Genomic DNA, 13,861 nt, shown 5'->3' with positions numbered 1-13,861 from the left:
AGTTCGGCTGAGGCCGAACTTCTTTATTTTATACTCGACATGATTTGAACTTCATCGTCATTCTAAGGATATGATTTTTTTCTGACCCCACGGGGCTACTACGATCTCAGCCGTCGCATCGCCTGCCTGCTCAATAGTATTACCCGTGCCCTCTTCGATGAAATAACGGTCCAATCCAATATTCACTTGATAAGTGTCAGTTTGTTCATTATGCCATTCAAACCTGGCTTTTAACTCAACTTGACCCGCCTTAGCACGCTCGGAATGAGAAGAAGCTTTCACTAATTCGTAGAAACCAGAATCCTGTTCTTCTACCGTGATGAATACGGTATCTCCACGAGCTGGCTCCTTCTTATCTTCCCACATTTCAACAGGAATATCTTCAATACTATAACGAACCGTGACGTAATCTCCGTAAAATGGATCGCGGGGATCTAGAGGTTGTGTTTCTAATATGATCGTTTCTCCAAAACGGTCCATTGCATAGTATGAAACCCCCATTCCCATCAAAAAAATAACTTGCAGCGCTACCGCCGTATAAAACAACCACCGATTCATGAAGGCTCACCCTCTCTTCTCACCTGGCGTCTTTTCCTCTCTAAGAAGAAACTTAAGACAAATAAAAGACAGCCTCCTGTGAAGAAAAATATCGATCGATCCATGAATGCCCAAGCCAGTTGAAAATAAGCGATCAATGTCGTCAATAGAAATGCAATTGTTCCTTTCGCAACCCACTCTGAATGCTCTTTCCGATAGCCTGCAATCAGCCACCCGAGGGAGTACCCGAATAATAGGAGCAAGGAAAGAAGGTCTCCTTCTCCTATTCGAAAGACAGGTATAAATAAAACAAGATCAATCCAATTGAACTTCGTGGATTCGATGGCTGATTGGATGACTGCATATAGGAATAGCAGCGACCAGCCTAAGAAAAACAAATTCGAATATTCAACCGTTTCACTCCCGTGACCTAATAGGAATACTTGAAAAATATCTACTATAAAAATGGACATTACAGCCACTGAACCGAATGATTTCAAGTGAATTTGACCATAAGGGAGATGGCTGACGATATAGAGAATGAGAAATAGCAAGATCAGCCAGTAGTATGACCATCCATATGCAAACACGAACACAAGCGATTGAATGACATAACTGACAGCAAACAAAACTGTAAGTAAACGATTCCCTTTTACAAATAAAACCCAGCCTAGACCGAGGAATAATATGCCTAAAGGAATATAAAAATCTTGATAGACGCTTCCGCTGTAAATTTGTCCAGCTGTTATAAGTATTATCGCGGCCAGGAATAAAAGCGATTCCCAAAAAACAAGAAGCAGGACAAAGGCAGCGGCAGCCCAGATGAAAAACGGAAATGCACTGAACGAAGTGTAATTATACATTTGACCAGTCAGAAATATTCCTGCACCAAATACACACAGAGCAATGATAATTAAACTCAAGCCAACAGGTTTCGAACGATTTCGATATAGATAACCACCTGTCAAATAGAAAGCGAGCAGGAAAAAAATGATGATGGCAAGCTTTACAATATCTGATAAGGCCGACCAATTTGAAGCAATGAAAGTCAGAAATCCAAGGCCAATGAATAATGCAGCGAAAGTCAACAGTATAGGATGACCGGATGTATGACTATAGCGTTTTAAAATCTGATCCCTTTGAGAAGAAGTGATAGTTCCATCCTTCACCCACTTCTCAGACTCTTTTTCTAACTGTCCCCTTTTCATCTGACCCTCTCCTTTATTAAGAAGCCTGCCTTGTTGACCGCTTTAAAGGCTGTTTCTTTCTGTACGTCAAAGTTCGCCACAGCCATTCCAGCGGACCATAACGGTATTTTTTCAGCCAGGCTTTACTCCCGGCCACTTGCATACTAAAAATGATCAGCACAATAAGAACACTCAGAAGCGGTGTAACTTCGCCATACCAGCCAAACCCGACAGAGTAGAATAAAAAGAAGCTGATGACGGATTGTAAGATGTAATTCGACAGCGACATCCTTCCGACAAAAGTTAAAGGATAGATAACTTTTCTGCCAAAAGAGGTTCTAAAAGCCAGCGTAATGGATAATACGTAAAATACTGCAGATGCTGATCCTCCGATATTGTCTTGTAAAAGTTGAAACCATTCTGGGTTCCCAATCACATATGGGCCAGCTTTAAATAATATAAATAAAACCCCTGTAACTACCCACCACTTTTTTATTGAAGTAAGATGTACTTCAGGCTCATGCAGCCATCTTCTTTTAGCAATATATGCTCCAATTAAAAACATAGGTATTAAAGATAAAGCAAGCAAAGGGATCGTCCCGGCATTATTGCTGTACGTCCAGTCAGTTAAGTTTTGCTGCCATATATCCATTAGGTTTCCTTCCCCATAATTTCTAATCGCTTCCTCTGCAGCCTGGCTGTTGCCTAATGCGCCTAATGAATCTCGAAGAGCATATAAACCAAGGGTCAGGGGAATCACTAGAACGCCCAACATACTAAAAGCAGAGATAAGAAGCGTAGCTGGTTTGACGTTAAAGAAAGTGAACAATATAAATCCAAATACTCCATAGGATAGAAGTATATCACCATGCCATATGAGAAAAGCGTGTACCGCTCCAAATCCAATAAGGATAAGCAATCGCCTGAAGATGATGGGACGATAGTTCATATTCTTTAATTCCAAGCGTTCTTTCATCATGAATATTCCAAATCCGAACATTAGGGAGAAGAGTGTATAAAAGCTAGCTTGAAAAAAGATATCTATAAAGGTCTGTACAGCCTGGCTCGTTGTAGATGTCCAGACGAACTCTCCACCTCCATATAAGAAATAAGGAGCGTTAAATGCAGGGACGTTTACCATGAATATCCCTAAAATCGCCAACCCTCGTGAAGCGTCTATCCAACTCAGTCTTTCTTTATCTTGCAGCGGCGATGCTTGTGGTTCCATGCCGAACTCCCCCTTATTACTTTTCATTTTACTTTTAATACGAAAATTACACAATGTGGCTTCATATAGATGAAGAAAGGAGAACCCCATGCCTGCTACCGTCGGTTTTGTAAAAGTGATTTCCATATCTTCAGCAGCCGTTTTCAATATCGGTGATGTGTATAGCATAGCTCCTCAAGCCACCGCAAAAACTTACGCAGGAGGCGGATCATTTAATACAGGCGATGGAATACGGGTGCAATTGAACAAGGCTAATACGTATATCAATGATCAAGAGGTTGTGGATCAGCCAAACTATTCCCCATAAGGAGAGGTTATAGATGAACTTGACCGTTTACCAGACGATTTCAATTCGCTTTTTGAAAATCGGTACCGTCGCTAACTCTTCCATCGTCCAAATTGGCAGTTCAGGGGTGATTCAGGCCCAGTCAGACTTATATAATACTGGAGGGTTTACCGGACCGGCTAAGGAGCCAGAACCTATAGACGGAGAAATAAGTTACCCTGAAACGGACTCCTCTCCACTAGTGCCCCTCACAATTTAAGGACAAATTTTCAACCCTTGGTGCATAGACTGTAACGTATAACTTCCTTTAGAGCTCAGGAAAGGGGTGAATTTCATACTCATGGATAACTATTATTCTTGGAACGCATGGATGCAGCAGATGATGGAACAAATGAAGGAACAGCAAAAAATAATTGATCAACTCACCCAAAAAATTGAAAAACTTCAATCATCAGATCAGCGTAAGACGGTGATTGAGAAAATCGAATACCATTTCGACCAGTTGAAGATAGAAACCTTGGAGGGAACATTGCAAATTGGTTTGTCTCCTCAAGGTATCGCCGAATCAGAAATTGAAGATTTATATAAAGGACAAACCAATGATCACCACTTAAATAATCTGATGACCTCTCACGTTCCTAACCATATTGATGAGTATGTAAGAATTCACAGCCTTCCTTTATCGAGTGAACATCGCGAAAAAATAATTTCCGACATCAATAAACAGTTACCTGAGCGTTTTCAACAGTACCAGAGGCAGCATCCCGATCTGGATGTTCATGACATTGTCGACCGTCTATCGAAAGAAGTTCAATCCTCTGTCATTCAGTATTTAAATAATTATAAAAGGGAGGATACACCATGAATCATAGCGTTCATAACTACGGACTTCACGTTGGATGTATTCGTGTCAGCAGTGTGACCACCTCTTCTGTGTTTTTAATTGGCGACAACAAAACAATCCGCTTACGTTCCTTCTTCGATACTCCACCTGAATCTTTGATCATCGGTCCGTTTGTTCCTTTAGAGGCACAAGGGGAAGTAGAAATGATTCCAGATGAATAACCGGATGGTAGAAATGCATAATATTGACGTCATCGCCCTTTCGATAGGCTCCGGGTTTCTTATCGGTGACCTGAGCCGTTCTAATTCACACGCGAGAGTTATTGCTGTTCAAGAAGAAACTCGAGCCATCTCAGAAAAAGTAGATTTTGATGATTTCTCCATTTTCCAGCGTGAATTGCCCCCTTCCCGTCCTTCAATAGTCATCAACTCTTCTTTCTGCAACCATCACCCCGTTATTGATGTTCAATCTATGCATGTAAAAGGTATTTCAACAGCAGGCCTGATACAAGTTGGCGGCGTAGATCATATTGAAGGGGAATCAAGACTTAAACACATTCGCATATTGAATGAGGAACAATAACTTCACAGATCTCATACGCTGTAGAAGTATATAGATTAAGGAGGGCTAAAATTATGCCATCCATAGTGGGTCCACTAAGAATTAACAGCATCAGCGGAGGAGTAGTTAATTTCGGTGATTCTTTTTACGTCTCACCTAAGAGCTCCTCAAAAACCGCTAACGGAGCAGGTTCATCAAATACAGGTGATTTTATAGCAACGAATAATGGTTTCAGTAATACGTCGGCTATCGACCCAGATGTCAATGACCAGAATGTCGGTGGAGCATAAATGAAAGGGGATGGCCGCCTGCTATCCCCTTTCATCTTTTCTTTTGATTGGATTTCCGTGTAGTGATTCTTTTATTTGGATCTTGTTTTTTTATCCATCTCAAATATTTTGTCATATCCGGGTGATCCGCCAGCCGTTCCAAAGAATGATAGAAACTCGCTAGCTCCTGGTTTGTAAAAAGTGCATGAATTTGACGATGACAAGGCTTGCAAAGAAGAGCAGTTGGGCCTTCGACGCCTCCGTATTCTTTTGGAATGAGATGATGTACATTCGTTTCCACTAAAGTTCTTCTACATAATTCACATTTATCACCCACATTAATCTACCTCCACAATGAGCGGTCCATTGAAGAAATATAGCCAGCTTTTCTCAACAGGTTGATTCCATATTTTTTCTAATGCTCTCCCATACAACTGAAGCTGGGTGCGATATCGTTTTTTTAATACTTCTTCTACATCTACATCGGAAGGAATCGTATCCGTCTTATAATCAATGATCAACCAGCCGCTGCCATAAGGAACCACAGCATCAATCACCCCTTGGATAAAAACCTTTTCCTCCGTAGGATTTTGCCAGTCTTTATACACTTCATGAGCGGGTAAAGTCAAGCTGAAAGGAACTTCTCTCTCGATATGCTCCGCTTCTCGTAAGAGCTTTCCGACAGACGTTCCAAAAAAGCTGGAAATCGCATGGTGATCGATTTCATCCGCTTCCTCCCGCCGCAGGATTTCTTTATGAACGAGATGTTCTACAAACTCTTCCACCTCTTCTGGGCTGTGTGATTTTTTTAAAGAAATATGCTGCATTACCGTATGCATCGCTGTACCGATTTCACCAGAGGAGAGTCCTTGTTTTTGCTGCATAAAGCGTGGACGTGAAACAAGCGGTGCTCGATAAGGGGTTAGCAATTGATCACTTGAATATTCATCCATGACCTCGCGCTGCCTCTTTATTTCTGTAACCGTCTGTTTAGCACGGGAATGAGCAGCTTCTTCATAAGGATAGCTGTAATCCAGCCGATCAATCCGTGAGTCGCTCTCTGTTTGAACAGGCGCCCATGAATCAATATGCATTTGCAGCTCTTCGTCACGTTGTTTCTCCAATTCCTCTACAACGGCAAAATCCGCTCCGTGCGCTAAATGAATTTTCCATTCTGAAGCATCCTGTTCAATTTCTTCTGAAGTCCTGACTTCGACTTCTTCTGAACGTAGTTCTCCACTATCTTTATGACGGATTAAAGCAGGTCCTACCCAGTCCAGGTAAGATTTAGCTTCCAGCCGATCATGAGGCGGAAGAACCCAGTCCTTGTCTTCGGTATGTGTCAGCCACTTCTCTTGTTTTTTCTCAAATGAAGCCACATTACCCACCATCACCAACTTCTCTTTAGCACGAGTTAAAGCCACATACAGAACACGCATTTCTTCTGCGAGTAACTCTCTTAGTTTGACCCTTTTTATTGCGTGGTAGGCAAGAGTTGGGAACATAAGCCGCTTCACAGGATCAATGTACCTCGTTCCGAAACCGTAATCCTTATGAAGTAAGTAGCGGTTTTTCAAATCCATCATATTAAACTGCTTATCCATCGCCCCTAACAGTACAACTGGAAATTCCAGGCCTTTACTCTTATGAATCGTCATGATACGCACGACGTCCTCTTGCTCCCCCAGGGCTCTGGCTGAACCCAGGTCATCCCCGCGCTCTTCCATCCTTTCTATGAAGCGTAGAAAACGGAACAGCCCTCGAAAAGATGTAGCTTCATAAGTACGCGCTCGATCATACAAAGCTCTCAAGTTGGCTTGACGCTGCCGCCCGCCAGGCATTCCGCCGACAAAATCATAATATCCCGTCTCACGATAGATTTGCCAAATCAAATCTGAAAGCCCTCCCTGGTGGGCCTTCTCTCTGAACTTAGATAATTGGTGGAGAAACGTTTTTACTTTTTTTCCTGTAGCGGTGGAATCTGCTGATTTTTTTATCGATTCATAATAACTTGCCCGCTGATCTTCCAGGCGCAACTGCATCATTTCATCCTCATTCAGCCCGACAATAGGAGATTTCAACACAGAGGCAAGCGGGATGTCCTGCATCGGGTTATCAATGACTTTCAATAAATTGATCATTATTTTTATCTCAATGGCTTCGAAATATCCAGTAGAAAGCTCCGCATACACAGGTATGCCCTGGTGTTTCAGTTCATCCAATATAGTCGAAGCCCAGGTCATCGACCGCATTAATATGACGATATCACGATACTGTACAGGACGCTTCATCCCAGTATCTTTATCTACTACCTGTAAGGGTTCTGATTCTCCATGCCCGAGCCACGCCCTTATTTTTTCAGCATATGCCCTGGCCTCAAGCTGTGCTTTTTCCAAGTCTTGAAAGCTGTCATCCTGCGGGCTTTCTTCTTTTACTTCTCGATCAATGATCATCAGTTCTGCCTTAGCATTATCAGAAGGGACATCATCATACAACGTGTTACTGTAGATAAGTTCAGCCTCTGGTTCATAGTTCATTTCACCAACTTCTATGTCCAGTACTTGCCGGAATACATAGTTTGCCGCGTCCAACACTTGTTTACGGCTGCGAAAGTTACGGGCTAAATCGATCCGTTCCGCATTATAATCTTCTTGGCCGTATAATTGGTATTTGTTTAAGAATAACGAGGGCTCTGCGTGCCGAAAGCGGTAAATGCTCTGTTTGACGTCTCCGACCATGAACAAATGTCCGGCATCAGGAGCATCAGTCAATAAACGGAGAAGCGTTTCCTGCACGAGGTTCGTATCCTGATATTCATCAATAAGCACCTCGGTGAATTGATCATGAAAACTTCGAGCTATTGAGGACGGCACAAGCTGCTCCTTAGTAGAACTGTCATCCAATAAGATTTGCAGACAATAGTGCTCTAAATCTGAAAAGTCGACAAGAGCTTTTTCCTTTTTGAGCTGCTGGTAGCGCTCGTGAAAATCTTTTACGACAACAGCAAGCTGTTCCATTACTGGATGCAGAGCTTGCATATCGTTCAAGTAACTCTCAAGGCTGCGGTGGAACCATTCTTCCTTCATTTCTGTCCAGCGCTTTTTATAGCGGTCCCTGATTTTCTTAGCCCGTTCTTTTTTCTTTTCATCACAATTCATTTTCTTGCGTGAAAGAGCTGTAAACTTGCTGTTGCTCATATAACCTTGCAGTTCTTCCCAGGATACAGCGAGTGCCCCTTTCGCCTGCTGTACCATTTCCAAATCGGAAGCAGCCGTCTCTCCATAGCTGGAAGGCCCATCGGGTTCTCGTGTCATCTCAATAAACTGGTGAATTTCAGCTTCGATAGAATCAAGCTGACTTTTCACATCTCTTTTTAACAGGGACAGCCATTTAATGTCATCTTCTGTCTCATACTCCGGCTTTTCATACATTTCGACCATTTCATTCAGCCATTCTTCCGGCCAGGGGTTCTGCATAGCGAATGTATGAAGCTCCAGGATTAACTTTTCTACATCAATGTCATTACGGTCACTTGAAAAACGATCGACCACATCAAAAAATCGTTGCTGCTCCTCACCTTCTTTTCCATACCAATCCTCAAATAGATCTTCGAGCACTTCCTGTCGTATCAAGTCCGCCTCTACATCATCTGTAATTCGGAAACCAGGGTCTAAGTCTATTAAATAGGCGTGTCTTCGAACTACTTCCATACAAAACGAGTGGAGTGTCGATATGGAAGCATTCTGTATGAGGGAAAGCTGCTTTTTCAAATGCCTTGATTCGGGATTACTTTCTAATGCTTTTCCAAGTGCCAGGCCGACTCTGTTTCTCATCTCTTGAGCCGCTGCATTTGTGAACGTTACGACTAGTAAAGAATCGATGTTGATCGGCGACTGCTTATTCAAAAGCTTTTGGATGATCCTCTCGACAAGAACAGCGGTTTTTCCTGAACCTGCAGCCGCAGCAACGAGGATATTTTTACCTTCTGTATAAATGGCTCGTTCTTGTTCTTTAGTCCAGCTGACCACGTACATTCTCCTTTCCTGACATGATTTTCTCTATGACTTCTTCTTCTTTGTAATTTTTCAACTTGCGATAATTATGATCTTCTAAGGCAGGATCGAATTGACAGACAGATCGGAATTGACAATAATCACAAGCCGTCTGGTCGTCTTTTAAAAAAGGATTCAAATCGATTTCCCCATCGGTCACTTTTTCTCCAGCATTTTTCATAAGCTGGCGGATGTATCCTGTGAGCTGATTGAATTTTTCGCTTTCCACCGTTTTCGACCCTTTGTAAAATCCTCCACCTGCTTTTAGACCCGCAGGTATGATTTGACTGCGCCCTTTCTCAAGACTTGTATCCATCATAGAGACAAGTTGTTCATCTTCTAACAACAATCCAGACATTTTAAACTTTTTGAATATTTCCTGCTCGACTTCATCCTCACCGATCCACTGTTTCCCTGAAATCATTGGATTGTGCACGTGGAAATAAAGGACTCCGGCAGGTAGTGCTGGTGTTCCAAGCCAATGTTCCGCATTCGTTAATACCACATCTAAATAAGCCAGCATTTGCAGGGCCAGTCCATGATATACATCGATCAAGTCCAGTCCTTTGGCACTTGATTTGTAATCAATGATTCTCAAGTACAATGCCTGTTCATTAAGTGCACGATCCACGCGATCAATACGCCCCCGCAGCATTAACTGATGACCATTCTGAAGATGAAGAGACAGCGGAGGAAGTTTTGAATTTTCTCCCATACCGAACCCAAGCTCCAAACCTACTGGAGAAAATTCGCTCTTTCTTGCCTGTTCACTTAAAATGAATGCCGCTCTCGCAATCACACCCTGGAGCTTATGTTTGATATAGTGATGGCGATTTGAGCTGTGAAGTATTTGATTTTGTAGGATGGGAGCCAGTAATGTCGTCGCTTTCTCTGCGTATTTTGTAGTATCCTCTTGATTCAATTGGGAAAAATCACGGCCCTCCTGCTGGATCCACTCAGTGATTTGCTTTAAAGCCTCATGAAACAGCTGGCCGATATCGGGGGCATCCAGCTTATAAGTTTTTCTTTCCTGAAGCTTGAGACTATGATTCGAAAAATATTGATAAGAGCAGCGGTGATAGGTCTCCAGCTGGGACACACTTGTGTTGACAGGGCCATCAAAAAGTTTTTTCTTTGTATCTTCCTTTAAATGCACTGGGGTATTGCGATAGAACAAACTTTGAAGGACGCGGTTCGTAAGTCCGCCCTTTTCTTCTTTTTCGATGTACCAATTCAGGACATTCCACCAGACAGGATCGACAGCATACCCTCGCAAATGACGGGCGAGCTGGGAGGTCAAAGCTGCTCTTGTTTTAACGGGAGTTGATATGAACCTTGAAGCTTCTTTTACATCGTCAGGATCCTGTAGTAACAAGTGGTCTTCCGCATGCGGGAACATTTCATTTATTCGCTGAATGATTTGCGCAGGCACTTTGGATTTACCTTCCTCATTACTTAATGGATAACTCATCCAGAGATAATCCTTAGCCATCGTTAATGCTAAATACATATAGAAACGGTCATCCAATAACTGCCGATTCATCCCGTCAGCTAAACGAACTCCACCTTCTGATAGGATTTCCCGTTCTTTTTCAGATATCATGCCATCAATGGTAGGCTTCATCGGCCATACTCCATCCGTCATTCCTAACAGGAATGATGCTTTTATTCCCGTGATTCGGGAACGATCGACATTACCGACAATTACGTGATCCATACTAGGGGGAACATGAGCAAACGTCAGCGCTTCAAGCCCGCTTTCTATAGTACTTCTGAAAATTTGCAGCGATATTTTTTCTTCTCCGGCCATCTCTACAATTTCGTCCAGGAGCTGTAATACGGCATCCCAGACCTGTTCTTGCTCTCTTGCTCGCTCTATGTTTCCACGCTCATCGTACAAATCACGCCATTTTTCCAATTGAGCAGGAACATTCATCTCATCGAGCCAGTAATAGATAGCTTTTGCACGATCAGCAATTGTAGCTGCTCCCCTTAAATTGCGGTCAAAGGGCTCAAGATAGTCGATCACTTGTTTACGATATGCATTGATCCGGTCTTCCTTACGCTTTTCTCCATCGGTTTGAGCAGCCTGTTCAAACCCTCTGAACCGCTGATATATCCATCTCTCTTCACTAAACCAACGGTCACGTTTACGAACTCCATACTCTAACACATAGTTTTCAAGCTCATCGATCGCTTCTTCATCAAGAGGAAACCTTTCATCATCTGCAGGGATGAAACCCGTTTTTAATAATCTAAACACAGCATCATACCGGAAGTTCCCTTCGATGACGTCCAGCCCAGACCGAATCAATTCGATCATCGGATGATTAAGCATGGTGCGTTTCTCATCAACGAATACCGGGATTCCGTAATCATCAAATAACGTGTCGATAAGGTTGTGATAAACATTTGGTTCACGTATCAATACCGCTATGTCTTTATAACGGTAGCCCTCCTCTCGAACCAATCTCAAAATTTCTTGCGCCGCCCCTTCCACTTCCGCTCGAGGATGTACGGCTTCAGCTATTCTAATAGGGGCATTCTCTTCACATACCGGAGCAGGGTGGACATCAAAATACTTTTCTAAATGAAGTAATGCATGTTTCCCTTTGAACCTTCCTTCTTCGCGGTCAAGCACTTCGATATCATCGACAGCCGTTCCTGTCTCCTCTGCAAGCTGCTTTAACGTGAAATACGTTTCTTTAGTTTCGTAAAAAAGATCAAGTTCTTCCTGTTCCTGAGACTCCTCTTCTGGAAGGTCCGTAGTCAACGTTACCCGTACGGTTCTACACTTTTTTAATAAAGCTTCGATCACAGTGTATTCCTGAGGAGTAAAGCTATGAAAACCATCTAAATATATATCAGCATCTGTTAAAAAGTCAGCCTCAGGGATTTTTTCAGCTAACAGCTGTAGTTGATCTTCCGCATCTATGTATTGCTCACGCAAAGCGTCGACTAGACGATCGTAGATATAATTTAAATCGTCTAATTTGTCTCGCAAACCTTCTTCATGGCTTGTACGGTGGACAAACTGATCCATAGCCATCATCTGAGAATGTAAAACATCCGGAGTTACTTTATAGCGTTTAAATTCTGTAATCATGCCTTCAAGCTGTTCAATGAATCCTTGTTTTTCAATAGCTTTTTGGAATACTTTCCAGTCTGAGGTCCGCTCTTCAACAATTTTCCTGAGCATCATTTGTACTCCAGTTGAACTGATAAACCTTCTTGTACCTCCGCCCGTTTCTTGTAGAACCCGCCAGGCCAGCCTCGAGAAACTGAACACTTGGGCACGGATCGCACCTTCGATATCTCCGCCAGTCAACAGAGCATACTCCTGCTGAAACGTCATTTGATCAGGCACAATATACATAATTGGCGGTCCTGCTGGATTTTCGCTAAGTTTACTTCGAATTTCCTCTAAGCACCGCGTTCCTTTTCCCGCTCCGGAACGACCAAGTAAAAACTGAAGCCCCATAATTTCAGCCCCTCCCTATCCATCTTATTACCATTCATTTTACCATCTAATTCTACCCGCACATAGCTTTTGGCTCGTACACAGTTCGATCGAAAAGAGAACAAAAAATCCTATCATAAAAAGTTATTCCACTATATGGCAGGGTTGTGGAAGACTTGAATTCGAGATAACCGGGGTTCGTTGCCGTATTAAGAGTCAGGGGTTGTTGGAAAGCTACTCGCTTTCCTGTGGGGGAAGTGGCGAGCTTCCTCGGGCTTGCAGCCCTGTGGGATCTCGCCTACATCCTTCTCCCACGGGAGTCTCGCAGCTTCCCAACAACCCCATTCGATGAAGGTGAGAAACGAACCCTCTGGGCATTGGATTAGAAAAGACTTTGGCGCTCATCTAATGCGAGTATTCCAGCTAAAGCGCTTAGTGACTAACAAGTTTTGAAAGTTAAAATCGGAGCAATATGATCTTCGTTTTTCTTTTATCTCCGGCAGCTAAGTCCACACGATTCTGAACGAAGCGCTATCGCTTTTAAAATGGAGCATCACCGTTGCGCAACACCCCCATGCGAAGGAAGTGAAAAAAAGAATCACGTTCACTCAGGAGAAGCGGCTTTCATCTCTGTCCTTTGGGAATAAGCTCTATAGCAAGGTTTTTTCAACATGAGCACTTGCTATGAGAATCAGTTTGCTTTTTCTTGAAGCGGTTTCGAGATGCTTATATGGCAGAGGGGCGAACCGCTTCCTGCAGCCCCTAAACTCCCACTATGTCTCGAAACTGAGTCTTCAAAAATAGGGAGCTTATATGAATATCAAACAGAAATTTAACAGAGATTTTCACAAAAAAACCGCCCTGGTCAGGGCGGTTTTTCATTTAAAACCGTAAAGCCAGTTGTGAGACCGGCCAGTATCGTACATCCACTTTTCCCACCACATGGTCTATCGAGACGAATCCAAACGAGCGACTGTCCAGACTATCACGCCGGTTATCCCCCATTACAAATATATAACCATCGGGTACTTCGTGTTCACCCGTTACACCTTCCAACGTGAAATCATCAGTGAACATGTTCCCATCTTCCGGCCTTAAAGGATCTAAGTACGGCTCTGGAACTGCTCTGCCATCGACTTGCAAAACATCGTCTTCAAAAGCTATATGGTCACCTGGAAGTCCTATGATCCTCTTCACGTAATCATCTTCTTTATTTGCATGGAACACGATTACATCTGTACGATTGAAATCCTGCCAATCATAAACGAGCTTATTGACCATCAATAAGTTTCCATCATAAAGGGTCGGTTCCATCGATTCCCCGTCGACTATATAACTCGCAAATAAAAACGTTTTAAAAATAAAAGCAAGGAGTAACGAAAGCAAAACTACCTTCACAGTCGTCCCAAATTTTTTCATCGTCTTTTCCTCCAGGTA

General features: G+C 42.8%; 13 protein-coding genes. 6 read left to right on the top strand and 7 right to left on the bottom strand.

Features of this window, described 5'->3' with window-relative positions:
• Positions 1 to 57 precede the first annotated feature (57 nt).
• Genes O2Q26_RS12990 through O2Q26_RS12980 form a run of 3 tightly spaced genes read right to left on the bottom strand, consistent with a single transcriptional unit; the run spans position 58 to position 2,952 of the window.
• Positions 58 to 558 (bottom strand): GDYXXLXY domain-containing protein, encoded by a 501-nt coding sequence (locus O2Q26_RS12990; RefSeq protein WP_289216310.1) that lies wholly within the window; start codon positions 556 to 558, stop codon positions 58 to 60.
• Positions 555 to 1,745 carry a DUF2157 domain-containing protein gene (locus O2Q26_RS12985; protein WP_289216309.1) on the bottom strand — a complete coding sequence of 397 codons (1,191 nt, stop codon included), beginning with the start codon at positions 1,743 to 1,745 and terminating at the stop codon, positions 555 to 557. The genes O2Q26_RS12990 and O2Q26_RS12985 overlap by 4 nt, the downstream gene beginning before the upstream one ends.
• Positions 1,746 to 1,761: 16 nt before the next feature.
• The gene (locus O2Q26_RS12980; protein WP_289216308.1) at positions 1,762 to 2,952 is read right to left on the bottom strand and encodes a DUF418 domain-containing protein; all 1,191 of its coding nucleotides are present in this window, start codon (positions 2,950 to 2,952) and stop codon (positions 1,762 to 1,764) included.
• Positions 2,953 to 3,040: 88 nt separating this feature from the next.
• Between O2Q26_RS12980 and O2Q26_RS12975 the strand changes: the two genes are divergently transcribed.
• The 6 genes from O2Q26_RS12975 to O2Q26_RS12950 all read left to right on the top strand — a co-directional run bounded on the left by O2Q26_RS12975 (position 3,041) and on the right by O2Q26_RS12950 (position 4,933).
• Positions 3,041 to 3,259, top strand: a complete 219-nt coding sequence (locus tag O2Q26_RS12975) for a spore germination protein (RefSeq protein ID WP_253936002.1) — start codon at positions 3,041 to 3,043, stop codon at positions 3,257 to 3,259.
• A gap of 13 nt (positions 3,260 to 3,272) precedes the next feature.
• On the top strand, positions 3,273 to 3,497 hold the full coding sequence (locus O2Q26_RS12970; protein WP_289216307.1) for a spore germination protein GerPB: 225 nt from the start codon (positions 3,273 to 3,275) through the stop codon (positions 3,495 to 3,497).
• 81 nt (positions 3,498 to 3,578) lie between these two features.
• Complete coding sequence (gene gerPC, locus O2Q26_RS12965) at positions 3,579 to 4,103, top strand: spore germination protein GerPC (protein ID WP_289216306.1); 525 nt, start codon at positions 3,579 to 3,581, stop codon at positions 4,101 to 4,103.
• Positions 4,100 to 4,303 (top strand): spore gernimation protein GerPD, encoded by a 204-nt coding sequence (locus O2Q26_RS12960; RefSeq protein WP_289216305.1) that lies wholly within the window; start codon positions 4,100 to 4,102, stop codon positions 4,301 to 4,303. Before gerPC ends, O2Q26_RS12960 begins: the two co-directional genes overlap by 4 nt.
• Before the next feature lie 13 nt (positions 4,304 to 4,316).
• Complete coding sequence (locus O2Q26_RS12955; RefSeq protein ID WP_289216304.1) at positions 4,317 to 4,664, top strand: spore germination protein GerPE; 348 nt, start codon at positions 4,317 to 4,319, stop codon at positions 4,662 to 4,664.
• A 53-nt stretch (positions 4,665 to 4,717) separates the two neighbouring features.
• Positions 4,718 to 4,933 carry a spore germination protein gene (locus tag O2Q26_RS12950; RefSeq protein WP_253936007.1) on the top strand — a complete coding sequence of 72 codons (216 nt, stop codon included), beginning with the start codon at positions 4,718 to 4,720 and terminating at the stop codon, positions 4,931 to 4,933.
• A gap of 31 nt (positions 4,934 to 4,964) precedes the next feature.
• Here the strand turns inward: O2Q26_RS12950 and O2Q26_RS12945 are convergent, their stop codons facing one another.
• The 4 genes from O2Q26_RS12945 to lepB form a co-directional block, all read right to left on the bottom strand.
• Entirely contained in the window at positions 4,965 to 5,249 is a 285-nt protein-coding gene (locus O2Q26_RS12945; RefSeq protein WP_289216303.1) for an HNH endonuclease, read from the bottom strand.
• A 1-nt stretch (position 5,250) separates the two neighbouring features.
• Positions 5,251 to 8,940: a helicase-exonuclease AddAB subunit AddA gene (gene addA, locus O2Q26_RS12940; protein WP_289216302.1), complete on the bottom strand. Its 3,690-nt coding sequence runs from the start codon at positions 8,938 to 8,940 to the stop codon at positions 5,251 to 5,253.
• Positions 8,924 to 12,445 carry a helicase-exonuclease AddAB subunit AddB gene (gene addB / locus O2Q26_RS12935; protein WP_289216301.1) on the bottom strand — a complete coding sequence of 1,174 codons (3,522 nt, stop codon included), beginning with the start codon at positions 12,443 to 12,445 and terminating at the stop codon, positions 8,924 to 8,926. Before addB ends, addA begins: the two co-directional genes overlap by 17 nt.
• A gap of 861 nt (positions 12,446 to 13,306) precedes the next feature.
• Positions 13,307 to 13,843 (bottom strand): signal peptidase I, encoded by a 537-nt coding sequence (gene lepB, locus O2Q26_RS12930; RefSeq protein ID WP_289216300.1) that lies wholly within the window; start codon positions 13,841 to 13,843, stop codon positions 13,307 to 13,309.
• Between the last annotated feature and the right edge of the window lie 18 nt (positions 13,844 to 13,861).

Source organism: Halobacillus campisalis, assembly GCF_030345335.1.
GTDB classification, from domain to species: Bacteria; Bacillota; Bacilli; order Bacillales; family Halobacillaceae; genus Halobacillus_A; species Halobacillus_A campisalis.
The sequence above is the reverse complement of the archived record's forward strand: the minus strand, read 5'-3'. Positions and strand labels throughout refer to the sequence as shown.

Bases quoted from the DNA above. Each gene is read 5' to 3' on its own strand.
- O2Q26_RS12990 (WP_289216310.1), bottom strand. From the start codon at position 558: ATGAATCGGTGGTTGTTTTATACGGCGGTAGCGCTGCAAGTTATTTTT.
- O2Q26_RS12985 (WP_289216309.1), bottom strand. From the start codon at position 1,745: ATGAAAAGGGGACAGTTAGAAAAAGAGTCTGAGAAGTGGGTGAAGGAT.
- O2Q26_RS12980 (WP_289216308.1), bottom strand. From the start codon at position 2,952: ATGGAACCACAAGCATCGCCGCTGCAAGATAAAGAAAGACTGAGTTGG.
- O2Q26_RS12975 (WP_253936002.1), top strand. From the start codon at position 3,041: ATGCCTGCTACCGTCGGTTTTGTAAAAGTGATTTCCATATCTTCAGCA.
- O2Q26_RS12970 (WP_289216307.1), top strand. From the start codon at position 3,273: ATGAACTTGACCGTTTACCAGACGATTTCAATTCGCTTTTTGAAAATC.
- gerPC (WP_289216306.1), top strand. From the start codon at position 3,579: ATGGATAACTATTATTCTTGGAACGCATGGATGCAGCAGATGATGGAA.
- O2Q26_RS12960 (WP_289216305.1), top strand. From the start codon at position 4,100: ATGAATCATAGCGTTCATAACTACGGACTTCACGTTGGATGTATTCGT.
- O2Q26_RS12955 (WP_289216304.1), top strand. From the start codon at position 4,317: ATGCATAATATTGACGTCATCGCCCTTTCGATAGGCTCCGGGTTTCTT.
- O2Q26_RS12950 (WP_253936007.1), top strand. From the start codon at position 4,718: ATGCCATCCATAGTGGGTCCACTAAGAATTAACAGCATCAGCGGAGGA.
- addB (WP_289216301.1), bottom strand. From the start codon at position 12,445: ATGGGGCTTCAGTTTTTACTTGGTCGTTCCGGAGCGGGAAAAGGAACG.
- lepB (WP_289216300.1), bottom strand. From the start codon at position 13,843: ATGAAAAAATTTGGGACGACTGTGAAGGTAGTTTTGCTTTCGTTACTC.